We start from the raw sequence: 23,403 nt of genomic DNA, 5'->3' as shown, positions 1-23,403 counted from the left end.
ACTGCGCGTGCTGGTGATCGCCAACCAGAAGGGCGGGGTGGGCAAGACCACCACGGCCATCAACCTGGGCACGGCGCTCGCCGCCGTCGGCGAGCGGGTGCTGTTGATCGATTCCGATCCGCAGGGCAACGCCTCGACGGGCCTGGGCATCGGCCGGGCCCTGCGCAAGGTGACCCTCTACGACGTTCTGATGGGCGAGCATTCCCTCGCGGAGTCGGTGATCAAGACCGCCATCCCCGGCCTCGACCTGTCGCCCTCGGACCCGGACCTTTCCGGGGTCGAGCTGGAGCTGGGCCAGATGCCGCGGCGCTCCTTCAAGCTGCGCGACGCCCTGGAGCCAGTCCGGGCGTCAAAGGCCTACACCTATGTGCTGATCGACTGCCCGCCGTCGCTGAACCTGCTGACGGTCAACGCCATGGCTGCCGCCGACGCGGTCCTGGTGCCCCTGCAGTGCGAGTTTTTCGCCCTGGAAGGCCTCACCCAGCTGATGCGCACGGTGGAGCTGGTCAAGGGCAGCCTGAACCCCGCCCTGGATATCCAGGGCGTGGTGCTCACCATGTACGACCGCCGCAACAGCCTGTCGGAACAGGTGGCGCGCGACGTGCGCGGTCACTTCGGCGACACCGTCTACCAGACCGTGATCCCGCGGAACGTGCGGGTCTCCGAGGCGCCGTCCTTCGGCAAGCCGGTGCTGGTCTATGACCTGAAGTGCCGGGGCTCGCAGGCCTATCTGAAACTCGCCCGCGAGGTGGTGGTGCGTGAGCGCGACCGCCGCGCCAAGGAAGCCGCGTAGGGAATGAGCATGGCCGAGAAACGCGGACTGGGCCGGGGCCTGTCGGCCCTGCTGGGCGACGTCGAGGAGACCAACCTCGCCACGGGGACCGGCGAGGCCGCGAGCGTGCGCGAAATCCCCATCGAGCTGATCCACGCCAACCCCGACCAACCGCGCACCCACTTCGCAGCCGCCGAGATCGACGAGCTGGCCGACTCCATTCGCGGCAAGGGCGTGCTGCAGCCGATCCTGGTGCGGCCCGATCCCGGCGCAGCCGGCGGTTTCCAGATCGTCGCCGGCGAGCGCCGCTGGCGCGCCAGCCAGAAGGCCGGCCTGCGGGTTATGCCGGCCCTGATCCGCGAGCTGGACGACCGGCAGGTCCTCGAGATCGCGGTCATCGAGAACGTCCAGCGGGCCAACCTCAACCCGATGGAAGAGGCCGCGGCCTACCAGCAACTGGTCGATCGGTTCGGCCACACCCAGGACGAGGTGGCGCAGAGCGTCGGCAAGAGCCGCAGCCATGTGGCCAACACCCTGCGGCTGATGAACCTGCCGGCCTCGGTCCGTGACCTGGTGCTGGAGGGCAAGCTCACCGCGGGCCACGCCCGAGCCATCCTCACCGCCGAGGACCCGGCGCGGCTGGCGCAGGAGATCGTCGCCCGCGGCCTCTCGGTGCGCGATGCCGAGGCCCTGGTCCGCAAGCCGTCCGCCGGCAAGGCCAGGTCGAGACCGACCAAGGACACCGACACCCTGGCCCTGGAGAGCGACCTCTCGGATGTGCTGGGTCTCGACGTCGAGGTGGTCGATCGGGGCGGCGTGGGCGAGCTGCGGATCAAGTACGCGACCCTGGAGCAGCTCGACGAGCTCTGCCGCCGGCTGACCACCCGAGGCTGATTTTCACCCTCCGCTAAGTCCTTGATTTATAAGGGCGCGTTTTCGGAATTCGACCTGTGGCGAAACGACCGTGTACGAGTACGGACGGTCGGTCCTCTGTGCGCGTGAGAGGCAGTTTTCCGAGGGCGGCTTTGGGCCATCCGCCGCGAGTCAAAGTCCCCCTCAGTCAGCTTCGCTGACAGCTCCCCCAGGAGGGGAGCGTCGCCCTCTTCGGCGACGTGACGGAGGGGGCCTACAGCCCCAGCCGCCGCGCCCGGCCCGCCACGGTCAGCGCCAGCCGCTCGGCGATCAGGCCGTCCGGCGAGCCGGCGGTCTTGCAGGCCTTGTCGGCGGCGAGCACCTCCGGCTGCAGCCGGTCAAGGTCGTCGAGGGTCCAGGACCGCGCCTGGCGGAGGAACTCGCGCTCCTGTTTCCAGAACACGCCGCTGGCCTTGGCGGCCTCCTGCAGGCCGGCGCCGTTCTTGGCCAGGGTGAGGGTGCGGCGCATGCGGCCGAGGTACATGCCGATGGCGCGGACCGCGGCAGGCCCAGCCTCACCCTCGGCGGCGGCGCGGCGCAGTCCGGCCTGGGCCTCGGCAAGCCGGCCGCCGAAGGCGTCGGCGGCGGCGTCGGACAGGGAGGCCTCGGGTTCGACCCCCAGGAAGTCCTTCAGGTCCTTCGGCGAGGCGGTGCGGCCGCTGCCTGGCTCGAGATAGAGGGCCAGGCGCTCGATCTCCTGGCGGGCTACCCCGCGCTCCTTGGGCATGCGGCTGACGAACAGCTGCAGGGCCTGGGCGTCGAGGCCCACCCCGTCCTTCGACAAGGTCTCGCGGACCAGGCGGGCCACATCGCCGGGCTCGTCCTCGTAGCAGGGGATGACCGCCGCCCCTGGCGCCTTCTCGGCGGCCTTGCGCAAGGCGGAGTCGCGGCCGAGCGCCCCGGCCTCGATCAGGAAGAAGGCGTCCGGATTGAGCTTGCCCTCGGCGTGGGCGGTAAGCGCCTCGGCCACCTGCTTGTCGAGGCTGGCCTTTTCGGTGGCGAACTTCAGACGGACCAGGCGCCGGCCGCCCATCAGCGACTGGGAGGCGAGTTCGTTCTCCAGCCGCGCCCCGTCGCCGTCCAGATCGCTGTCGGTGAGCAGGGCCACATTGAAGGGGTCGTCCGGATCGGCGGCCACCTTGCGGGCCAGGTCCTTGGCCCGGTCGCGCACCACCCCGATGTCCCGGCCATAGATCAGCACCGCGCGGATCTGCGGGTCCGGCCGGGCCAGGAAGCGTTCGATATCCGGCCGCTTGGCGAGGATCACGGCCTGCGCCGCCTAGGACTTGTTGGCCTGGGTGGCCAGCCAGGCGGCGAGTTCGAGCTCGATCTTGCGGGCGGCCTCGGCCGCGGCGCGGTCCTGGGCGTCCTGCTGGGCCGAGATCGAAGCGTAGGGCTGGTCGGCGCTGTCATAGGTGACCTCGACCCGCGCCACGCCATTCTTCACCGGCGAGCCCGAGGGCAGGGCCGAGAGGGTGTAGGCCGCGGTCAGCACGTATTCGTAGCGGGTGGCCACGTTGTCGACCCGCACCCCGCGCGGATAGCGGGTCTCTGAGAGCTGCAGGTCCATGCGGTAGCGGGGGGCGGCGCCCTTGTCGCGGGCGAGCGCGTCGTCCAGGTGCTCGCGGATCAGCTGGCCGGTACGCCCCGGCGGGGTGGTCACCTGGATGGCGGTGAGCTGGGCGGTGACCCCCGGCGCGCCGTAGAGCGGCGTGAACCCGCAGCCCGCCAGGCCGAGGCCGGCGGTCATGAGGGCGGCAGCGAAGACGAGGCGGTTCATGTCTGGCTCACCCGGCCACGATGTTGACGATGCGATCCTTGACCACGATGACCTTGCGGATCGTGAGACCCTCAAGGCGCCGCGCGATCTCCGGATCGTCAAGCACGATCTTCTCCACATCGGCCGGTTCGGCCCCCGCGGCCACGGAAATCTCGCCGCGCCGCTTGCCGTTGACCTGGACGGGCAGGATGCGGACGGCGTCCTGCGTCAGTGCCGGGTCGAAATCGGGCCAGGCGGCGGAGACCACCATGCCGGTCCCGCCGATACGCGCCCAGGCCTCTTCGGCCAGGTGCGGGGTGAAGGGGGAGATCAGCCGGGCGAAGGCCGACAGGGCCTCGTGGCGCGCCGCCAGGACCGGGGCGGTCGCGCCATCGGCCGGGAATTCCTTGAGTTTATTAAGGAACTCGTACATCCGCGCGATGCCCGAATTGAACCGGAAGCCCTCGACCGCCTCGGTGACCGCCTTGATCGTGCGATGGGTGAAGGCGCGCAGCTCGTCGGCCCTCGGGTCGGGCGAGGCGCCGGGGGCGGGGCCGGCCGGCTGGCTGTCGAACTCGTTCCAGACCCGGTTGACGAACCTCCAGGCGCCCTCGACGCCGGAGGCCGACCAGATGGAGTCGCGCTCGGGCGGGCTGTCCGACAGCACGAACAGGCGCGCGGCGTCGACGCCGTAGACGTCGAAGATGTCGCCGGGAGCCACGGTGTTGCGCTTCGACTTCGACATCTTCTCGATGTCGCCGATGATCACCGGCTGGCCGTCCAGGGTCCGCCGGGCGCGGCGGGTCTGGCCCTCCACGACGATTTCCAGCTCCTTGGGCTCGACCCAGTCGCCGTTCTGCAGGCGGTACGTCTCGTGGGTCACCATGCCCTGGGTGAACAGGCCTGCGAACGGCTCCTTGGCCTCCAGCATGCCGGCGTCCGACAGGGCGCGGTTGACGAAGCGGGCATAGAGCAGGTGCAGGACGGCGTGCTCGATGCCGCCCACATATTGGTCGACCGGCATCCAGTAGTCGGCCGCGGCCTTGTCGATCGGCTCGGCGGCGGTCGGGTTGGTGAAGCGTGCGAAGTACCAGGACGAGTCCACGAAGGTGTCCAGGGTGTCGGTCTCGCGCGTCGCCGGGCCGCCGCAGCCGGGGCAGGTGGTGTGCTTCCAGGTGGGGTGGCGGGTGAGCGCATTGCCGGGCTTGGAGAAGTCGAGGTCCTCGGGCAGGGCCACCGGCAACTGATCCTTCGGTACAGGGACGACCCCGCATGTTTCGCAGTGGACCACCGGGACCGGGCAGCCCCAGCCGCGCTGGCGGGCGACGCCCCAATCGCGCAGGCGGTAGACGGTCGCGCCCTGGCCCTGGCCCTGGGCCTCCAGCCGCGCCACGGCCGCGGCCTTGGCCGGCTCGATCTCCAGCCCATCAAGGAAGTCGGAATTGAAGATGGTCCCGGGGCCGACATAGGCCTCGTCGGCCACGTCGAAGCCGGCGGGATCTTCGCCGGGCGGCAGCACGACCGGCTTGACCAACAGCTTGTATTTGCGGGCGAAATCCAAGTCGCGCTGGTCATGGGCCGGACAGCCGAAGATAGCGCCCGTGCCGTAGTCCATCAGGATGAAGTTGGCGATCCAGACCGGCAGCTTCCAGTCGAGATCGAAGGGGTGGGCGACGGTCAGGCCGGTGTCGAAACCGATCTTGTCGGCGGTCTCGATCTCGGCCTCGGAAGCGCCCCCCTTGCGGCACTCGGCCAGGAAGGCGGCGACCTTGGGGTCCGCGGCCAATTGCTCCGCCAACGGATGATCGGGCGCGATCCCGACGAAGCTCGCGCCATAGAGGGTGTCGGGACGGGTGGTGTAGACCTCCAGCCCGGCCTCGAAGCCGGCCGGGGGTTCGCCCGCGAACTGGAACGCGAACCGGGCGCCCTTGGAGCGGCCGATCCAGTTCTCCTGCATCAGGCGGACCTTCTCGGGCCAGCGGTCCAGGGTCTTCAGGCCCTCCAGAAGTTGGTCGGCATAGTCGGTGATGCGCAGGAACCACTGGTTCAGCTTGCGCTTCTCGACCACCGCGCCGGAGCGCCAGCCGCGGCCGTCGACCACCTGCTCGTTGGCCAGCACGGTCTGGTCGACAGGATCCCAGTTGACCACCCCCTCGCGGCGATAGACCAGGCCGCGCGCCATCAGGTCCAGGAACCAGGCCTGCTGCTGGCCGTAATAGGCCGCGTCGCAGGTGGCGAACTCGCGACTCCAGTCGATGGTCAGGCCCAGCTGCTGCAGCTCGGCCCGCATCTTGGCGATGTTGTCGTAGGTCCAGGCGCGCGGATCGACGCCGCGCTCCATGGCGGCGTTCTCGGCGGGCAGGCCGAAACCGTCCCAGCCCATGGGATGCAGGACGTTGAAGCCGCGGGCGCGCTTGTAGCGGGCGTTGGCGTCGCCCAGCGTGTAGTTGCGCACATGGCCCATGTGCAGGCTCCCCGACGGATAGGGGAACATCTCGAGCGCGTAGTACTTGGGAACGCCCGGCGCGGGCGGGCCCGCACGGAAGACGTCGGCGTCGGCCCAGGCCTTACGCCACTTCGGCTCGGTCTCTTTCGGATTGTAGCGGGCCATGCGGGCTCTTCAGATCAGTAGGAATTCGGCCAGCGCCGATATCGCGCCGACCCGATGTGGGAGAGCGCATCCTGACTGGTGTCCCCGAATGCGCCCGACCATTTTCCGACGAAGTGGTAGCCGGTTCGTCGAAGAAAATGGTCGCCTTTAGAAACCCTCTCGCGAAATCCAAGAGGATCTCGCGGGTTGGTTAGCCGATGTTCGACAGTCGAAGCTGCCGGGCCTTGGTAAGGATGGCGTTTTCCAGGTCCGTCTCGGTCTGGCCGGCCGAGGCCGCGTCGACCCAGTTGCCGGCCGCGTCCTTGTTCTGCTTGAAGACCGCCACGTTCAGTCCGTCGGCGCGCAGGCGCGAGTCCAGGATATAGACGGTGCACTTGAAGCGCTCGTCCGGCTTTTCCGGATTGACGTACCAGTCGGTGATCACCACGCCGCCGTAAGGGTCGGCCGATGCCAGCGGCATGAAGGAGAGCGTGTCCAGGGTGGCGCGCCACAGATAGCCGTTGACGCCGATGGTCGGCGCGCCGCCGGCCGGGCCGCTGGACTTCTTGCCGCCGCCGAACAGGCGGAAGCCGCCGCCTTCTTCCTGGCTTTGGAAAGTGCGCGAGCCGCCGCCCACGCTCGAGCAGGCCGTCAGGCCCACGAGGCTGAGCAGCAGCACTCCGGTCGTCACGCCACGCATAAACTCACCGCGCACAAACGGCATATAGTGCTCCCAGTCGTTAGTCCGCGTCGGATCAGCGCCGCGGCGCCGCCCCCCGAGCCGGAGGAGCCTCTATAACAACGCCCGTGGAACCGCCAAACAGGAATCGCGTTGCCCTGCCGCCACAGGCGCCGATGGATTCGACCGGGGGCCCGGGCGGAGGGGCCGCATTCAGTTGACCTGGGGTCCGGCGCGACTTTAATCGATCCAACGGTTCCGCCGTGTAATGGCGGGGCCGGGGCTTAGGGGCTATATAGGTGGTCATGTCCAAGCGTTTGGTCATTTCGTTGGTCGGTGCGGCGCTCCTCGCGAGCGGCGCCTCGGCGGCGCATGCCCAGGCGGCGAAGGGCAAGACCGCCGATTTCACCGTGCGCGGTGAGACCACCGCGACCCCGCAAGGGACCAAGTCGCTGTGGGATTCGCGCAAGGGGCGCTGGGGGGTCACGCTCAACCTCAATCAACGGGCTGAGCGCGACATGCAACTGAACGACATCCAGGCGGGGGCCTACTTCCGGGTGACGCCGAGCCTTCGGGTCGGCGGCGCGGTGGCGTTCGGCGAGCAGGAAACCCCGGAATACAAGAAGACCCAGCCGGTCGACGCCGCCCCGCGGGTCCGCCTCGAGACCGCCTTCAAGTTCTAAGCGCCTCCACGGCCGCGATCCCGACCACGCCCGTAGGCAGCAGCCTGCGGGCCGTTTTGTCATTGACGCCGCCCAGGGCGTAGACCGGCCCGCCGGCGGCGCGGACCAGGATGGCCAGCCGGACCGGCCCCATGGGCGATCCAGCCGAGGGGCTGGCCGAGGGGAAGATCGCCGAGACCACCACCGCGTCGGCGCCCCAGGCGAAGGCTCTGCGCGCCGCGCGCAGACCGTGGGCCGCTGTGGTGACCCGGAAACCCGGCCGCCCAAGGCCGCGCGCCTGGGCCGCCAGCCGCTCGGGCAGATGGACGCCGTGGGCGCCGATCCGTCGGGCCAGTTCGGCGTCGGCGCCGATCAGGAGGAATAGACCCCTGGCGCGGGCGATCGCCAGCAGGCCGCGCGCCCGGCGTTCGGCCTTGGGATCGCCGAAGCTGCGATAGACCACAGCCGCGCCGCGCGGCAGGCGCAGCATGGCGGCCTCGATGTCGGGGGTGCGGTCGGGATCGGTGAAGAACAGCAGGGAGGGCTTCCGCCACGCGCCGCGCGCGCCTAAGGCTGCCGCCGTCCGCGCCACTGTCCAGAAGCCGCCCGAAATGACCGTCTCTCCCGCTAGCCTGACCGACGTCCTAGACCGGATCGCCCGCGCGGCGAAGGCGTCGGGCCGCGAGCCGTCCGACGTCACACTGGTCGCGGTCTCCAAGCAGCAGCCTTGGGAGAAGGTGGCGCCCATCCTGGCGGCCGGCCAGACCGTGTTCGGCGAGAACCGGGTGCAGGAGGCCATGGAACGCTGGGCCGAGCGGCGCGAAGGGGTCGAGCTGCGGCTGATCGGGCCGCTGCAGAGCAACAAGGCCAAGGAGGCGGTCGCCTTCTTCGATGTGATCGAGAGCCTGGATCGGGAGAAGCTGGCCGTCGCCCTGGCTGCCGAGGTCCGGAAGCAGGGCCGCTCGCCCCGGCTCTACGTCCAGGTCAATACCGGCGAGGAGCCGCAGAAGGCGGGCGTGATCCCGGGCGAGGCCGACGCCTTCATCGCCGCGGTCCGCGGGACCCACGGTCTGGAGGTCGAGGGCCTGATGTGCATCCCGCCGGTGGGCGAGCCCCCCGGTCCGCATTTCGCTCTTCTGGCCAAGATCGCGGCGCGCAACGGCCTGGCCAAGCTCTCCATGGGCATGAGCGACGACTTCGAGACCGCGGTGCGCTTCGGCGCCACCAGCGTGCGGGTGGGCTCGGCCCTGTTCGGGGCGCGGGCGACGTAGGGCGCCCTCTGCTAGATCCTCCCCTTCTGGGGGAGGTGGATCGTCGCCTCTTCGCGACGAGACGGAGGGGGTTGCAGCCCACGACCGCGAGTCACGGTCCCCCTCAGTCAGCTTCGCTGACAGCTCCCCCACGAGGGGAGCATCTTGAGGGCGCTAAGCCCGCACGATAGCGATGGCGTCGCCCAGCCTGGCCTTGGCGAGCAGCTCCAGCAGGTCCTCCCGCGCCAGGGCGACGCATCCCTGAGTGGGCGGGTAGCCCGGCTTGGCCAGGTGGAGGAAGATCGCCGAGCCGAGCATGGGGACCGGCGGGTCGTCGTTGTGGGCCAGGACGCAGACCAGGTCGTAGATGTCGTCGCCGCGCCACATGTGCTCGGCGCTGGCGGGGTGGGGTAGCTTGACGGCGCGGTTGTAGGCCGGGTCCAGCGGGGCGTCGCACCAGCCGTCGTCGCGGGCGAGCGCCTTGGTGGGCAGGCCGGTCTCCGGGGCCTCGCCCTTGTCGGGCCGGTAGAGCACGCGGCGGATGGCCCAGGTTCCGAGCGGCGAGGCGCCGTCGCCTTCACGCTTGTCCTTGGCGGCGATCACCCCGCCCATGCCGAGCGCGCAGCTTACCGTCCGGCCGCCCAGATCGAAGGTTCCGTCTGACATAGCCGTGAAGATCATGGTCTGCCGGGCTTCCAAAGGTTGGCGCGCGGGGGCGATGCGGTGCATGTTCCGGCTCATGGCTCAACGCAAGACCTTACTCGTCGTGGACGACAACGAAGACCTGCGCGGCGCGATCGCCGAGCAGCTTCAACTTTCCGAGGAATTCTCGGCCATCGAGGCCGCCACCGCCAGCGCGGGCGTGAAGTCGGCGGTGGAGAATCGCCCGGATCTCATCCTGCTGGACGTAGACTTACCGGACATGAACGGCCGCGAGGCCTGCCGGCAGATGCGCGCCCAGGGGGTGGCGTGCCCGATTATCATGCTGACGGCGGCCGACACCGACGATGATCAGATCTCCGGCCTGGACGCCGGGGCCAACGATTATGTGACCAAGCCCTTCAAGTTCCAGGTGCTGCTGGCCCGCATCCGCGCCCAGCTGCGCAGCCACGAGCAGTCGGAAGGCGCGGTCTTCCACCTGGGTGCCTACGAGTTCCGCCCCTCGGCCAAGATGCTGGTCGACGCCAACCAGAAGAAGATTCGGCTGACGGAAAAAGAGACCAACATCCTGAAGTACCTCTACCGGGCCGGCGAGAAGCCGGTGAGCCGCGAGGAGCTGCTGGCCGAGGTCTGGGGCTATAACGCCGGGGTCACCACCCACACCCTGGAAACCCACGTCTACCGCCTGCGCCAGAAGATCGAGCCCGATCCCGGCAATGCACGACTGCTGCTGACCGAGGCGGGCGGCTACCGGCTGGCGCCCTAGCCGTGGCGGCGGCCCGGTGGGGACTGGCCAGGACCTTTCCCCTGATGATGATCGGGGCTCTGGTGGTCGGCATGACGGCGGTGGCCGTGACCTCCTACCAAAACCGCATTCACAAGATCGCCGAATCCGAGGCGGCCACCACGCCGTCGGCCTTGACCGGCCTGCCGTGCCCGGTGCTGACCAAGGCCGAGTTCGACGCCCTGGCGGTGAAGCCCAGCAAGACCTTCATCTTCAATGAGGTGACCTTCGTCCGCCGCTTCGGCCATGTGACGTGCAACGTCATCAGCCATGGCGGCGGAACCGGTTTCGCGCCGCTCTGCGAGTTCACCGCCCCGGCCGTGCTCAAGGTGACCACCAGGCAGGGCGAGTTCTACTTCAAGACCGGCGTCGGCAAGCCGGTGAGCGTGAGCACGCCGGGCGGCATTCCGAAGTGCGTGGTGGCGGCTCGTTAGAGCCCGAAATCCGCGCTGACCGGGGCGTGGTCGCTGGGGCGCTCCCATTCGCGGACGTCGTCGTGGACCCGGGCCGCCGCCGCGCCGAGGCGGAAGGCCGCCTCGCGCAGGCCGGGTGAGATCAGGATGTGGTCCAGCCGCAGGCCGCGGTTGGAGGCGCGGAAGTCGGCGGCCCGGTAGCTCCACCAGGAGAACAGCTTCTGCGGATCTGGCACGGCCTCGCGCACCAGGTCGGTGAAGCCGAGGCTGGCCTTGAGCGCGGCGAAGGCCTCGAGCTCGATGGGGGTGTGGCTGACGATCTTCGACATCTGCTTGTGGCTCCAGACGTCGAACTCGCCCGGCGCCACGTTCAGGTCGCCGACGATGGTCAGGGGATCCTTGGGGTCGCGGCGGGCCATCTCGGCGCTGAGCTTTTCATAGAAGTCGAGCTTGTGGTCGAACTTGGCGTTGACCCCCCGGTCGGGGATGTCGCCGCCGGCCGGGATGTAGAAGTTCTGCACCTCGACCCCGGCCACCTTGCCGGAGACGCAGCGGGCGTGGCCCTCGCGGCACACGTCCAGGGGGGCGACGTCCTCGATGGGCAGGCGCGAGGCGATGGCCACGCCGTGCCAGCCCTTCTGGCCGGCGATCTTGATGTGCGGCAGGCCCATCTGCTCGAAGATGGCGCGGGGGAACTCGCCCTCCTGGCACTTGATCTCCTGCAGGCACAGGACATCGGGCGCCTGCTCGTCGACGAAGCGGGCGACCTGTTCGGCGCGCAGGCGGACGGAGTTGACGTTCCAGGTGCAGAGTCGAAGGCGCATGGGTGGATGTCTAGTGGGGGTCGGGCGCAAAAGAAACGCCCGGGCACTGGAGAAGCCCGGGCGCTAGTTGTCTCTCATGCCGCCGCCGGGAGGGGATAGGTTCCGGCACGGATCAGGTCCGCGATCGCGCGAACCTCATAGTTGTATTAATGACACTTCACCCCGGAAAAATCAAGCCCTATCAGGTAAGATATTGCCTGTTGTGATTGTGTCACATTTTGGCACGGCCGACGTTCTTCGGCCGCGGATCGTTGAGCACGAAGAGCGACGGGGCCAGGCCCGAGGCGGGCGCAAGGTCGATGAGCTGGATGCGGGTGGAGGCGCCCTGGGCGTCGGTCACCGTCCAGCCGGCGAGCCGCAGGGGCTTCTCCGTGAAGGTCAGCGTGATCTGCCCCTCCGCCTGCTTCTTGCCGTCGCGGGCGGTGATGGCGAAGCCGTCGGCGAAGCGGACCACCCGGCTGATCACCACCCCCTGATCCAGGCGGACCTGGCGGGCGAGGAACAGCGACAAAGGCGTCGCCATCAGCGGGTAGGACTCGAAGGTCTTCAGTCGCGCGTCGTGGATGGAGACCTTGCCTCCGTCCGAAACCACCAGCAGGCCCGAGGGCGGCTCATAGTCGAACCGCGCCTTGCCGGGGCGCTTCAGATAGACCGCGCCGCGAGTGGTGACGCCGCGGGGATCGGTCTGGACGAATCGTCCCTTGGCCTGGGTCAAGGCCTGCAGATAGGCGGAGGCGCGGTCGACCAGGGCCTTGTCGGCGGCCGACAGCGGCGTGGCGGCGGGCCGCTGGGCCAGGGCGGGCAGCGGCAGGGCCGCCAGTCCGATCGCCAGGGCGCGGCGGGAGAGTTGGGTCATGGTCGCTCCAGGTTCGCAGCACGCAGGCCTATAGGGCGCTGCGGGCGTCAATAGGGCGCAACAACGGCGGAGACGAGGGCGGCGTTCCGTCAGCCGGCCAGCTCGGCCGCCGGATCGGCGTCCTCGCGAGGCGCGGACCAGATGGCCAGGGCTTCCAGGAGCTTGGCCGGTTCGATGGGCTTGCCCAGGTGGTCGTTCATGCCGGCCTCGTGGCAGCGGTCGATCTGATCGGGCAGGACGTTGGCGGTCATGGCGATGATCGGGGTCGAGCGGGCGCGCTCGTGGGGCAGGGCGCGGATCGCCCGGGTGGCGGTCAGGCCGTCCATCACCGGCATCTGGACGTCCATCAGCACGATGTCGAAGGCGCGGCGTTCCATGGCCTCGACAGCTTCCTGGCCGTTCTCGGCGGTCTCGATCTCCAGGCCGAATGGGCCGAGCAGCGCCTGGATCAGCTCGCGGTTCACCGCGACGTCCTCGACCAGCAGCAGGCGCAGGGGACGCTCCAGGGCCTCCGCGGGCTGGATCTGCGGCTCGCCGGTCACCGGCTCGTCGGTGCGCGGCAGGACAAGCTCGAACCAGAAGGTCGAACCCGCGCCCGGGCTGGAGGTGGCGCCGATCGCGCCGCCCATAAGCTCGATCGTGCGCTTGCAGATGGCCAGGCCGAGGCCCGTTCCGCCGTACTGGCGCGAGACCGAGGCGTCGGCCTGGGTGAAGCGCTCGAACAGGTGCTCGATCTGGTCGCCGCGCAAGCCGATACCGGTATCGGCGACCTCGATGCGCAGGCGGCCGCAATCGCCCGGAGCCGCGGTCTGGCGCACGGTGACGGCGACCTCGCCCTGGGCGGTGAACTTGATGGCGTTGGAGACGAAGTTCAGCAGCACCTGGCGGATGCGGCCGGCGTCGCCCAGCAGGGGCAGGAGCTCGCCCTCGGTTTGGACGGTGAGGGTCAGGCCCTTGGCCTGGGCCTGCTCGCTCATCAGCGCGGCCATGGCGCGGGCGGGGGCGGCCGGGTCGAAGGGCCGGACCTCCACCTCCACGGCGCCGGCCTCCAGCTTGGAGAAGTCGAGCACGCTGTTGACCAACTCCAGCAGCGAGCCGCTGGCGTCGTGGATCAGCCCTACATGGCGGGCATCGTCACCCGTCAGTCGCGGCGAGACCCGCAGGACGCCCGAGAAACCGATGATGGCGTTGAGCGGGGTGCGCAGCTCGTGGGTCATGTTGGCCAGGAAGTCGGACTTGGCCGCTGCGGCCTGCTCGGCGCGGCGGCGGGCCTCCTTGAGCTCGGTCTCCATCTGCTTGCGCGCCTCGATGTTGCGAGACACCGAAACCACCTGCGGCGGCGCGTCGGGATCGTCGTTGGCGACCCGGCAGAAGGTGGTCTCCACCCATATGGCCACGCCGTCCTTGCGGACGATCCGGTACTCCAGCGTGATCTTGCCCGGCCCCGCGGCCATGTCGGCTATGGCGCGCGGCAGCCAGACGGCGTCGTCGGGGTGCAGGTAGGTGTAGGTGGGGGTCTCGAACAGTTCATGGGCCGTGTAGCCGGTGGCCCCCGCGATGCTGGGCGACAGATATATCCGCCGGCCGTCCAGGGTCGAGAGCGCGATCACGTCGGTGAGGTTGTCGGCCAGCATACGGTACTGGGCGTCGCTCTCGGCGAGCTTGCGCTGCGCGTCGTTGAAGTTGCTGCGTGCCTTGAGCATCTGGATGGCCCCGTCGCCGGCGAACAGCAGCCCCAGGATCAGGAAAGGGACGACGAGCGCGAGATCGAGGTTGAGCGGGTTGGGGGCGAACGCGACGATCGCCAGCATCAGGACGCCCGGAACCGCGCCGCCGGCGGCGAGCCCCATGCGCGACTGATAGCCGTGGGTCTGGGCGTGGTAGATAACCGCCAGCCAGATGCCGATGGCCGAGACGGCGTTCTCCACCCGCCCGGACGACCACAGGACCGCGCCGAACACGATCCACCAGCAGCTCACGAGCAACAGACAGGCGGCGTAGTTGGCGCGTAGCGCCGTCCCGGCGCGCTCGCCCGCGAACTGGCGGCGGGTCACGAAATGACACCAGATCTCGCCGACGAAGACTCCTGCGCCCCAAAGAGCGCAGAACCAGAGCGGCAGCGTCATGGCGCCGACGGCGGCCACCACGATGGCGATGACAATCCGCAACGCCACGCCCCGGTGGACGGCGGCCGCAAGCCCGTCGAGGCCCTCGTCCAGCAGATTGGTCACGCTTGCGGTTCCCCCCCGCCAGTCAGTGGCTTGACCATGGACCAGGGCGTGTTGAGACGGAGTTACCGGCCGCTCTCAACCCATTGAGGGTTCACGCGTTGAGTCGGCATGGACGTGGCGGGGACACATGCGCCGGCGGCGCGGGGCGACGACTTCCTGACCGGTGGCGGGGAGATGGGGGCCCTTGTGCGCGCCCACGACTGGAAACTATCGCCCCTGGGGCCCTCAAGCGCGTGGCCGCAGAGCCTGCGCACCGCCGCCAGCATCATGCTGAACTCCGCCCACCCGATGTTCCTGGCCTGGGGACCATCGCTGGTCTTCATCTATAACGACGCCTACGCCCCGATCCTGGGGACCAGACATCCCCACGCCCTGGGTCACCCCTTCCAGGCCATCTGGAGCGAGATCTGGCACGAGCTGACCCCGCTGATCGAGACGGCCCTCTCAGGCCGGGCCACCTGGTCGGAAGACCTGCACCTGATCATGCTGCGCAACGGCTATCCCGAGGACACCTGGTACACCTTCTCCTACAGTCCAATCCGCGACGAGAGCGGCGGAGTGGGCGGCTTGTTCTGCGCCTGCACCGAGACGACGGCAAAGGTTCTGGTCCAGCGGCGGTTGACCTTTCAGGTCGAGCTGGCCGAGCGCCTGCGGGCCGCGATCAGCGAGGCCGAGGTCCGGCGCGTCGCCTCGGCCCTGCTGTGCGAACGGCTGGGGGCCGACCGGGCCGGCTATAAGGAGTTCGACCCCGACGGAGAGCACTTCGAGATCGACGACGGCTGGCGCCATGACGGCCTGCCGCCGATCTCCGGGCGACATGCGCTCAGCGACTTCGGGGTCGAGGTCGCCGAAGCCGTCCGCGCCGGGCGCGCCCTGCGGGTGGACGACGTGGCGTCCGATCCCCTGACCCGGAACGCGACCGCCGCCCTCGCCGCCCTGCAGGTTCGCGCGATCCTGATGGTCCCGCTGATGCGCCACGGACGCATCGTGGCGGCGGTGTCGGCTCACATGGCGCGGCCGCGCCGCTGGACGGACGACGACGAGGCCCTGGTCGCGGCCGTGGTCGACCAGGGATGGCAGGCCCTGGAGCGCCTGCGCGGCGAGGCGCGGCTGCGCCTGCTGGTCAACGAGCTGAACCATCGGGTGAAGAACACCCTCGCCACGGTGCAGTCGATCGCCAGCCACACCCTGCGCGGCGCGATCTCGCCGCAGGACGTACGGGCGGACTTCGAGGCGCGCATCCTGTCGCTGTCGCGCGCCCATGACGTCCTGACCCGGCGGACCTGGGAGGGCGCCGACCTGGACGAGATCGCGGCAGCCACCCTGGAGCCCTTCGCCGGGCGCGGCGAGACGCGCGTCCTGCGCCAGGGCCCGGAGGTCGCGGTCTCCCCGCGGGAGGCGCTCGCCATCTCCATGGCCCTTCACGAACTGGCCACCAACGCGGCCAAGTACGGGGCGCTCAGCACGGCCGACGGGCAGGTAAGCATCGCCTGGGACCTGCTGCGCGGCGCGCGCTCGCGCCGCCTGCGCCTGACGTGGACCGAGACGGGCGGCCCCCCGGTGGCGCCGCCGCCGCGGCGCGGTTTCGGGACCCGGCTGATCGAGCGGGGGCTTGCCCGTGAACTGAACGGTTCGGCTCACGTCGCCTTCCCGCCGGAGGGCGTGGTCTGTACGGTCGAGGCGGTGCTGGAGCCTGAGGCCGGCTAGGCGCACGGATACCGAAGGCCAGATATCGGCGTGCTGAAGCTTGGTGAATCTACACGCCATCCGGCGAGTGTTTTCGATGACACCGGTATCATTTCGCGCCGACGGGGTAACTTGCCGCGTTAAGCTTGTGCCTCGGATTATTCATACTTATCACCGGCCGGACACCGCCCGCGATGACCCCCTTCAGCGGGCCGCGGGCCATTGTGATGGCGTGGGATTAAAAAGGGGCGAAGCCTAGATGGGCAAGGCCATTCCGGGGCTCGACCAGGCTCCGACCAAGCATGCGGGCCTGTTGGCCTGGGTAAACAGCGTCGCGGCGATGACCCAGCCGGATCGGGTCCACTGGTGCGACGGCTCGGACGCCGAGTGGGCCGCACTGACCGCCGAGTTGGTGAAGGCGGGCACGCTCACACCGCTGAACCCTGAGAAACGGCCCAACAGCTTCCTGGCCCTTTCCGACCCCAAGGATGTGGCCCGGGTCGAGAGCCGCACCTTCATCTGCTCGAAGGACCCCGCCGACGCGGGTCCGACCAACAACTGGCTCGATCCCGAAGAGATGCGGGCCGACCTGGAAAACCTGTTCGAAGGCTGCATGCGTGGCCGGACCATGTACGTGGTGCCGTTCTGCATGGGGCCGCTGGGCTCGAAGATCTCCGCCCTGGGCGTCGAGATCACCGACTCGGCCTATGTCGCCATCTCGATGCGGGTGATGACCCGGATGGGCCAGGGCGCCCTGGATGAGCTGGGTGAGGACGGCTTCTTCGTGCCGGCGCTACACTCGGTGGGGGCGCCTCTCGCCGAAGGCCAGGCCGACGTCGCCTGGCCCTGCAACGACATCAAGTACATCGTCCATTTCCCCGAGGCCCGCGAGATCTGGTCCTACGGCTCGGGCTATGGCGGCAACGCCCTGCTCGGCAAGAAGTGCTACGCGCTGCGCATCGCCTCGGTGATGGCCCGCGACGAGGGCTGGCTGGCCGAGCACATGCTGATCCTCAAGCTGACCTCACCGGCCGGCGCGGTCCGCTACGTGGCCGCCGCCTTCCCCAGCGCCTGCGGCAAGACCAACATGGCCATGCTGCAGCCCACCATCCCCGGCTGGAAGGCCGAGACCGTGGGCGACGACATCTGCTGGATGCGCTTCGGCGACGACGGCCGGCTCTACGCCATCAATCCCGAGGCCGGCTTCTTCGGCGTGGCCCCCGGCACCGGACACGCCACCAACCACAACGCGGTCGAGGCCCTGCACGCCAACACCGTCTTCACCAATGTCGCCCTGACCCCCGACGGCGATGTCTGGTGGGAAGGCCTGACAGAGACCCCGCCCGAGGACCTGATCGACTGGAAGGGCCAGGCCTGGACCCCCGGCGGCGAGCCCGCGGCCCATCCCAACGCCCGCTTCGCGGTGCCGGCGGACCAGTGCCCGGTGATCGCCGACGAGTGGGACGATCCGGCCGGCGTGCCGATCTCCGCGATCCTGTTCGGCGGCCGCCGCGCCAGCGCCGTGCCGCTGGTGACCGAGGCCTTCGACTGGGCGCACGGGGTGTTCCTGGCCTCCAACGTCGCCTCGGAAGGCACGGCGGCGGCGGAGAACAAGGTGGGCGAGCTGCGCCGCGACCCCTTCGCCATGCTGCCGTTCTGCGGCTACAACATGGGCGACTATTTCGGCCACTGGCTGAAGGTCGGGGCCGACGCCGACGCCGCCAAGCTGCCCCGCATCTATTTCGTGAACTGGTTCCGCAAGGGCGCCGACGGCAAGTTCCTGTGGCCTGGCTACGGCGACAACAGCCGGGTGCTGAAGTGGATCGTCCAGCGGCTGGAGGGCGATGCCGAGGCGGTCGACACGCCCATCGGCCGGCTGCCGACCAAGGAGAGCCTGGACCTGTCGGGGCTCAACCTGGGCGACGCCGCCCTCTCCACCCTGCTCTCGGTGGACGCCGAGGTCTGGGCCGAAGAGGCCTCGCTGATCCCGGAGGCCTATCGCAAGTTCGGCGATCGCCTGCCCAAGGAGCTGTGGGCCCAGTACGAGGCGCTCACCCAGCGCCTGGGCGCGCGGGCGGCGGCGGAGTAGGCTCGGCACGAGCTCAAGGCGCCGCTTCCCGAGTGCGGAAAGGCTTCATTCAAGGTTGACGTGATAGCGCTTCTCGCAAGTACGGCTTGCGGGAGTTGGATGATGGCGTCGGGATGCGAAGGCTGCCGGGACGGCGACGGTTTCGACATCCCCTTCTCCATGGCGTTCCAGCCGATAGCCGATATCACCACCGGCGAGATCTTCGCGCATGAGGCCCTGGTCCGCGGTCCGAACGGCGAAGGGGCGCAATCCATCCTCTCGGCGATCGACCCGAGCAATCGCTACGCTTTTGACCAGCAGTGCCGCGTCAAGGCGATCGACCTGGCGACAGGCCTGGGTCTGGCGAAGGACGGTGCGCGGCTTTCGATCAATTTCATGCCGAACGCTGTCTACGAGCCCCGCGCCTGCATTCGGCTGACCCTCGCGACCGCGCTGCGGACCGGTTTCCCCCTCGATAAGATCATCTTTGAGTTCACCGAGGACGAGAAGCTCGACACCGACCACATCCTGAACATCCTGCGGACGTATCGCGCCATGGGGTTCAAGACCGCCATCGACGACTTCGGGGCCGGCTTCGCCGGCCTGTCGCTCCTGACCAAGTTTCAACCTGACATCGTCAAACTCGACATGGAACTGATCCGTGGGATTGACCGCGACAGGGTCAAGTTCCGCATTGTCGATCACATGATCCGGCTTCTCAACGACCTCGACATCACGACGATCTGCGAGGGCGTCGAGACCCTGGAAGAGTTGGCGGCCCTGCAGGACCTGGGGGTCCGGCTCGTTCAAGGCTACGTGCTTGCGAAGCCGGCGTTTGAGGCGCTCGCGGCGCCCAGCGCGATCATCCCGACACCAAGGTTCAACGTGGCGTAGATGTCGAGCATTCGACGGATAAGTTACGCAAGCCGCCTGAGCGCGAACTCCGGCGCGGTGAGCCCGGACGTGCTTCGCGACATCCTGGACGCTTCCGTCCGCAACAACGCCAAGGTCGGCGTTACCGGCATGCTGCTTTGCTACAGAGGGACTTTCCTGCAGATCCTGGAAGGCGCCGACTCAGCGGTCGAGTTCATCTATCGCCGGGTCAGGACCGACAGCCGCCACTACAACCTCAAGACGCTGTCGGACCAGATGGTTTCCTCGCTCTCATTTCCAAAATGGGCGATGTGCGGAAAGAACGTCACAGCCGCCGATGACGAGATCCTGGCCGTGCTTTCCAAGCGCTCCAGTTTCAACCCGTTCGACATGACCGGGTCCGACGCTCTGCGCCTGCTGAAGACGGTGCACGGCATACATGTCCGTACGGCTGGGCTTGAAGGCGCGTTGCGGGTCGTCGAGATCTGAGCGTCCGCCCTATGGCGCCGCGCCCACCAGCACGTCGCGCTTGCCGGCGTGGTTGGCGGGGCTGACCACCCCTTCCTGCTCCATGCGCTCGATGAGCGAGGCGGCGCGGTTGTAGCCCACCTGCAGGCGGCGCTGGACATAGCTGGTCGAGGCCTTGCGGTCGCGGGTGACCACGGCCACCGCGCGGTCGTAGAGGTCATCGCCGGAGCCGCCGCCCTCGTCGCCGATGCCCGACTCGCCATCCTCATCCTCGTCGCCGCCGGCGGTGACGTCCTCGAGGTATTGCGGCTCGCCCTGGCTGCGCAGGAACTTCGCGACCGACTCCACTTCCTCGTCGGAGACGAAGGGGCCGTGCAGTCGGGTGATGCGCCCGCCGCCGGCCATGTAGAGCATGTCGCCCTGGCCCAGCAGCTGCTCGGCGCCCTGTTCGCCCAGGATGGTGCGGCTGTCGATCTTGGAGGTGACCTGGAAGCTGATCCGGGTCGGGAAGTTGGCCTTGATGGTGCCGGTGATCACGTCCACCGACGGGCGCTGAGTGGCCATCACCAGGTGAATGCCGGCGGCCCGGGCCATCTGGGCCAGGCGCTGGACGGCGCTCTCGACCTCCTTGCCGGCCACCATCATCAGGTCGGCGACCTCGTCGATCACCACCACCAGATAGGGCATGGGCTTGGGATCGATCCGCTCGCTCTCGTAGATCGGCCGGCCGTTGTCGTCGAAGCCGGTCTGAACGGTGCGCTCGAAATGCTCGCCCTTGGCCGAGGCCTCCTTGGCGCGCTCGTTGTAGGAGGCGACGTTGCGCACCCCGATCTTCGACATCAGGCGATAGCGGTCTTCCATCTCGCGCACGGTCCACTTCAGCGCGACGATGGCCTTCTTCGGGTCGGTGACCACCGGCGCCAGCAGGTGCGGGATGCCGTCATAGACGGAAAGCTCCAGCATCTTCGGGTCGATCATGATGAACCGGCACTGCTCGGGGGGCAGGCGGTAGAGGATCGACAGGATCATGGCGTTGACGCCCACCGACTTGCCCGAGCCGGTGGTGCCGGCGATCAGCAGGTGGGGCATCTTCGACAGGTCGGCGATATAGGGCTCGCCGCCGATGTTCTCGCCGAGCGCCATGGGCAGGGCCTGGGTGGAGCGCTCGTACTCGGCGCTGGCCAGCAGGTCGCGGAGATAGACGGTCTCGCGGCGCGCATTGGGCAGCTCGATACCGATGGCGTTGCGGCCCGGCACCACGGAAACGCGGCAGGCGGCCACCGACATGGAGCGGGCGATGTCGTCGCTGAGCGCCACGACCCGGGCCGATTTCACGCCGGCGGCGGGGACCAGTTCATAGAGGGTGACCACGGGGCCGGGACGGATCTGATCGATGGCGCCGCGCACCCCGAACTCGGCCAGCACGCTTTCCAGCAGCTGGGCGTTCTGGCGCAGGGCCCCCTCGTCGAAGGCCGAGGCGCGGGGCTTGGGCTTGGCCAGCATCGCCAGTTCCGGCAGGGCGAAGCCGCCCGGCTTGACGAAGTCGAAGGCGCCCTGGGCCTCGCGTTGCTCGCGGCCGGAGTCCTTGGGGCCGGCCTTGGGGGCCTTGATGGCGACGGGCGCGGCCAGGGGATCAGCGGCGGGCGACGGCGCGGGCAGCGGATCGGCCAGGGCGGCGGCGGGGACGCCGTCACCCTTGGCGGCGCGGGCGCGGCGGGCCACCGAGGCGCGGGCCTCGGCCTTGGCCGGTGGCGGTGCGGGGCCCTTCCTCGTCGCCTCGCGGAGCCAGAGCAGGGCGGCGGAAAGTTCATCGCGGCGCACCCCGATGGCGTAGCCCAGTCCGGTGGCGGCCGCCGCGGCCAGCAGCCCGGCCGAGAGCACGGTTCCGAGCGGCACGTGTGCGTAGGCGAAGGCGCTGGCCAGCCCGTGCAGCAGACCGTCACCCCAGAAGCCGCCCAGGCCCTTGGCGAGCGGCCAGGCCGCCGGCGGGGCCGGGGCCGAGAGCAGGCCGGCCAAGGCCAGGACACCCAGGGCGCCGACGAAGGCGCGCAGCCGCACCTGGCCGCGGGTCTGGTCCGGGTGAGGCGAGGCCGCCCGATAGAGGCCGAACAGCACCATCAGCAGGGCCGCAACCCCGGCGGCCAGGCCGAGGGATTGCATCCCGGCGTCGGCGGCGGTGGCCCCGGGAGCGCCCAGGGCGTTGAGCGGGGCGACGGCCGAGGCGGCGTTCAGGCTGGGATCGGCGGCGTTGTAGGTGACCAGGGCGACGGCGAAGGCCAGGCCCGCGGCGGCGATCAGCCCGCCCCGGAGCCGCGCGGTGGTCGGATGAGTCCAGGCGAGGCCCGCGATGTGCAGCCCCAGCTCCAAACCCGTTTTCCGCGCCATCCGCGCCATGCCGTCCGCTCCCCGTTCTGGAAACGCCATATCTGCGGCCTAGAGGGTTAAGAGGCGTTTACTCTGCCGTGACGTGAACGCGGCCTTTTCGCATTGTGCCGATTGTGGGCGAAGCTCTGGCCGATTAGGTTCGCGGCCATGTGGAGCATGCCTCAAAGCGTCCTGCGGGTCGTGGCCGTGATCATCGCCGTCTGCGCCGTCAGTGGTTTCGCGCTGGGCCTTCGCAATGTGCCCGACAAGCCGCGGCTGCCCGGCGAATCGGCCGGCGGGACCTCCTCGGCCCTGGAAGCCACCGACGCCCAGCCGGTGGGCGAGCTGCTGGTCACCGATCCGCCGCCCCCGCCGCCCGAGGAAAAGGCGGACGAGGAGGACACCACGCAGAAGACCGAGGAAGTCCGCGCCGCGGAGATGGCCAAGCTGGAGGCCGAGGCCAAGGCGCTTGCCGCCGCCAAGGCCGCCGCCGCGCCTAAGGCCCCGGCGCCGGAAGACAAGGTCGGCGACCTGATCGACGCCCTGCCGCCGCCGCCGGAACAGCCGCCTTACTGAGTGCGGACTACCCCGCCCGATAGCTCTTCGGCTTGACCCCGTTGGCCGCGAAGTGGGCCAGCATGCGCGTCCAGGCGTCGGCAGCGGCCGTGGCGTCGTAGCTGGAGCGGTAATCGGCGTGGAATCCGTGCTGGCTCTCCGGATAGAGCACCAGGTCCGACCTGGTCTTCCTGGCCGCCACAAGGGCCGCGCGCATGGCCTCGACGTCGCTGACCGGGATGCCGCCGTCCTTGCCGGCGTAGAGGCCGATCACCGGCGCGTTGAGTTGACCCACCACCTGCAGCGGCCATGTGCGGTTGGGCTCGCCCAGGAACTCCCCGGGCTTGGGCGCCGACAGCCGGCCATACCAGGCCGCGCCGGCCTTGATGTCCTTGAACCGGGCCGAGGACAGCCAGACGATGGCCCCGCCCCAGCAGAAGCCGGTCATCGCGATCTTGCTCTTGTCGGCGTATTTCTGGGCCTTGATGAAGGTGAGCGTGGCGGCGACGTCGCCCATGATCTGGGGCTCCGAGGCGTCGCCGACGATCTTCCGCACTGCGGCGAAGTCGGCCGCCTTGGACGGATCGCCCTGCCGCACGAAGAGGTCCGGCGAGATCGCCACATAGCCCAGCTTGGCCAGCCGGCGGCAGATGTCGCGGATGTATTCGTGCAGGCCGAAGACTTCGGGGATCACCAGCACCACAGGGAAGCGGCCCTTGGCGTCGGGGCGGGCGACGAAGGCGGGGATGGCGCGGTCGGGTGTCTCGACCATCACCATCCCGGTGACCAGGCCTGCGGCGTCGGTGACGACGGGCGCGGCTTCGGCCGAGCGGGCGGCCAGCGCGTAGCCTGCCAGGACGGCGGCGGCGAGTCCGCGGCGAGAGAGGTGGAAGTCCTCGGGTTCGGCGCCTTCCGGCCGGGTGGGGGTGAGCACGACCATGACCAGTGACCTTTTGCGGTAAGCGCCTCCATTTGCGTCCGGCGCGGGGTCGGTGTC

General features: G+C 69.2%; 22 protein-coding genes. 11 read left to right on the top strand and 11 right to left on the bottom strand.

Translation table 11 applies throughout. The annotated features are described in order from the left end of the window. Position 1 precedes the first annotated feature (1 nt). Together M9M90_RS00305 and M9M90_RS00300 are read left to right on the top strand one after the other, a co-directional pair. Complete coding sequence (locus tag M9M90_RS00305; protein WP_371876944.1) at positions 2-793, top strand: ParA family protein; 792 nt, start codon at positions 2-4, stop codon at positions 791-793. Positions 794-802: 9 nt separating this feature from the next. Further along, positions 803-1,666 (top strand): ParB/RepB/Spo0J family partition protein, encoded by an 864-nt coding sequence (locus tag M9M90_RS00300; RefSeq protein ID WP_254835175.1) that lies wholly within the window; start codon positions 803-805, stop codon positions 1,664-1,666. Between the two features lie 232 nt (positions 1,667-1,898). Here M9M90_RS00300 and holA read toward each other — a convergent pair whose 3' ends face one another. The 4 genes from holA to M9M90_RS00280 form a co-directional block, all read right to left on the bottom strand. After that, positions 1,899-2,951 carry a DNA polymerase III subunit delta gene (gene holA / locus M9M90_RS00295; protein ID WP_254835174.1) on the bottom strand — a complete coding sequence of 351 codons (1,053 nt, stop codon included), beginning with the start codon at positions 2,949-2,951 and terminating at the stop codon, positions 1,899-1,901. Positions 2,952-2,963: 12 nt separating this feature from the next. Further along, complete coding sequence (gene lptE, locus M9M90_RS00290) at positions 2,964-3,464, bottom strand: LPS assembly lipoprotein LptE (RefSeq protein WP_254835173.1); 501 nt, start codon at positions 3,462-3,464, stop codon at positions 2,964-2,966. A gap of 7 nt (positions 3,465-3,471) precedes the next feature. Continuing rightward, complete coding sequence (gene leuS / locus M9M90_RS00285) at positions 3,472-6,054, bottom strand: leucine--tRNA ligase (RefSeq protein ID WP_254835172.1); 2,583 nt, start codon at positions 6,052-6,054, stop codon at positions 3,472-3,474. A 190-nt stretch (positions 6,055-6,244) separates the two neighbouring features. Next, positions 6,245-6,733, bottom strand: coding sequence for a DUF3576 domain-containing protein (locus M9M90_RS00280; protein ID WP_254835171.1), 489 nt, complete (start codon positions 6,731-6,733; stop codon positions 6,245-6,247). Positions 6,734-7,017: 284 nt separating this feature from the next. Here M9M90_RS00280 and M9M90_RS00275 point away from each other — a divergent pair, with 284 nt between their 5' ends. Then, the gene (locus M9M90_RS00275) at positions 7,018-7,395 is read left to right on the top strand and encodes an NtrZ family periplasmic regulatory protein (RefSeq protein ID WP_254835170.1); all 378 of its coding nucleotides are present in this window, start codon (positions 7,018-7,020) and stop codon (positions 7,393-7,395) included. On the opposite strand, the gene M9M90_RS00270 is transcribed toward M9M90_RS00275, so the two are convergent. Beyond that, a complete protein-coding gene (locus tag M9M90_RS00270; protein ID WP_254835169.1) occupies positions 7,385-7,966 on the bottom strand; it encodes a thiamine phosphate synthase in 582 nt (193 codons plus the stop codon). The two genes, M9M90_RS00275 and M9M90_RS00270, sit on opposite strands and share 11 nt — an antisense overlap. A gap of 19 nt (positions 7,967-7,985) precedes the next feature. Between M9M90_RS00270 and M9M90_RS00265 the strand changes: the two genes are divergently transcribed. Beyond that, on the top strand, positions 7,986-8,645 hold the full coding sequence (locus tag M9M90_RS00265; protein WP_254835168.1) for a YggS family pyridoxal phosphate-dependent enzyme: 660 nt from the start codon (positions 7,986-7,988) through the stop codon (positions 8,643-8,645). Between the two features lie 153 nt (positions 8,646-8,798). On the opposite strand, the gene M9M90_RS00260 is transcribed toward M9M90_RS00265, so the two are convergent. After that, on the bottom strand, positions 8,799-9,353 hold the full coding sequence (locus M9M90_RS00260) for a L,D-transpeptidase (protein ID WP_371876885.1): 555 nt from the start codon (positions 9,351-9,353) through the stop codon (positions 8,799-8,801). A gap of 10 nt (positions 9,354-9,363) precedes the next feature. Here M9M90_RS00260 and M9M90_RS00255 point away from each other — a divergent pair, with 10 nt between their 5' ends. Both M9M90_RS00255 and M9M90_RS00250 read left to right on the top strand, forming a co-directional pair. Beyond that, entirely contained in the window at positions 9,364-10,050 is a 687-nt protein-coding gene (locus M9M90_RS00255) for a response regulator transcription factor (protein WP_254837185.1), read from the top strand. A 2-nt stretch (positions 10,051-10,052) separates the two neighbouring features. Next, positions 10,053-10,502, top strand: a complete 450-nt coding sequence (locus tag M9M90_RS00250) for a hypothetical protein (protein ID WP_254835167.1) — start codon at positions 10,053-10,055, stop codon at positions 10,500-10,502. On the opposite strand, the gene xth is transcribed toward M9M90_RS00250, so the two are convergent. From xth to M9M90_RS00235, 3 genes are all read right to left on the bottom strand, one after another. After that, positions 10,499-11,305, bottom strand: a complete 807-nt coding sequence (gene xth / locus M9M90_RS00245; protein ID WP_254835166.1) for an exodeoxyribonuclease III — start codon at positions 11,303-11,305, stop codon at positions 10,499-10,501. The genes M9M90_RS00250 and xth overlap by 4 nt on opposite strands. Positions 11,306-11,516: 211 nt before the next feature. Continuing rightward, positions 11,517-12,161 (bottom strand): outer-membrane lipoprotein carrier protein LolA, encoded by a 645-nt coding sequence (locus M9M90_RS00240; RefSeq protein WP_254835165.1) that lies wholly within the window; start codon positions 12,159-12,161, stop codon positions 11,517-11,519. Positions 12,162-12,250: 89 nt separating this feature from the next. Then, positions 12,251-14,392, bottom strand: a complete 2,142-nt coding sequence (locus M9M90_RS00235) for an ATP-binding protein (protein WP_254835164.1) — start codon at positions 14,390-14,392, stop codon at positions 12,251-12,253. A gap of 108 nt (positions 14,393-14,500) precedes the next feature. Between M9M90_RS00235 and M9M90_RS00230 the strand changes: the two genes are divergently transcribed. The 4 genes from M9M90_RS00230 to M9M90_RS00215 all read left to right on the top strand — a co-directional run bounded on the left by M9M90_RS00230 (position 14,501) and on the right by M9M90_RS00215 (position 19,508). Further along, positions 14,501-16,099 carry a PAS domain-containing sensor histidine kinase gene (locus M9M90_RS00230; protein WP_254835163.1) on the top strand — a complete coding sequence of 533 codons (1,599 nt, stop codon included), beginning with the start codon at positions 14,501-14,503 and terminating at the stop codon, positions 16,097-16,099. A 238-nt stretch (positions 16,100-16,337) separates the two neighbouring features. Then, positions 16,338-18,167, top strand: coding sequence for a phosphoenolpyruvate carboxykinase (GTP) (locus tag M9M90_RS00225; protein WP_254835162.1), 1,830 nt, complete (start codon positions 16,338-16,340; stop codon positions 18,165-18,167). Between the two features lie 60 nt (positions 18,168-18,227). After that, positions 18,228-19,040, top strand: a complete 813-nt coding sequence (locus M9M90_RS00220; protein WP_254835161.1) for an EAL domain-containing protein — start codon at positions 18,228-18,230, stop codon at positions 19,038-19,040. Beyond that, positions 19,041-19,508, top strand: a complete 468-nt coding sequence (locus M9M90_RS00215; protein WP_256549222.1) for a BLUF domain-containing protein — start codon at positions 19,041-19,043, stop codon at positions 19,506-19,508. It begins immediately after the preceding gene. 9 nt (positions 19,509-19,517) lie between these two features. On the opposite strand, the gene M9M90_RS00210 is transcribed toward M9M90_RS00215, so the two are convergent. Beyond that, on the bottom strand, positions 19,518-21,881 hold the full coding sequence (locus tag M9M90_RS00210) for a DNA translocase FtsK 4TM domain-containing protein (protein WP_254835159.1): 2,364 nt from the start codon (positions 21,879-21,881) through the stop codon (positions 19,518-19,520). A gap of 138 nt (positions 21,882-22,019) precedes the next feature. Here M9M90_RS00210 and M9M90_RS00205 point away from each other — a divergent pair, with 138 nt between their 5' ends. Next, the gene (locus M9M90_RS00205) at positions 22,020-22,427 is read left to right on the top strand and encodes a hypothetical protein (RefSeq protein WP_254835158.1); all 408 of its coding nucleotides are present in this window, start codon (positions 22,020-22,022) and stop codon (positions 22,425-22,427) included. 7 nt (positions 22,428-22,434) lie between these two features. On the opposite strand, the gene M9M90_RS00200 is transcribed toward M9M90_RS00205, so the two are convergent. Next, positions 22,435-23,346, bottom strand: coding sequence for a dienelactone hydrolase family protein (locus tag M9M90_RS00200; RefSeq protein ID WP_254835157.1), 912 nt, complete (start codon positions 23,344-23,346; stop codon positions 22,435-22,437). Between the last annotated feature and the right edge of the window lie 57 nt (positions 23,347-23,403).

Origin of the sequence: Phenylobacterium sp. LH3H17, assembly GCF_024298925.1 — a bacterium.
Lineage (GTDB): Bacteria > Pseudomonadota > Alphaproteobacteria > Caulobacterales > Caulobacteraceae > Phenylobacterium.
This window is presented reverse-complemented; position numbering and strand designations above follow the sequence as displayed.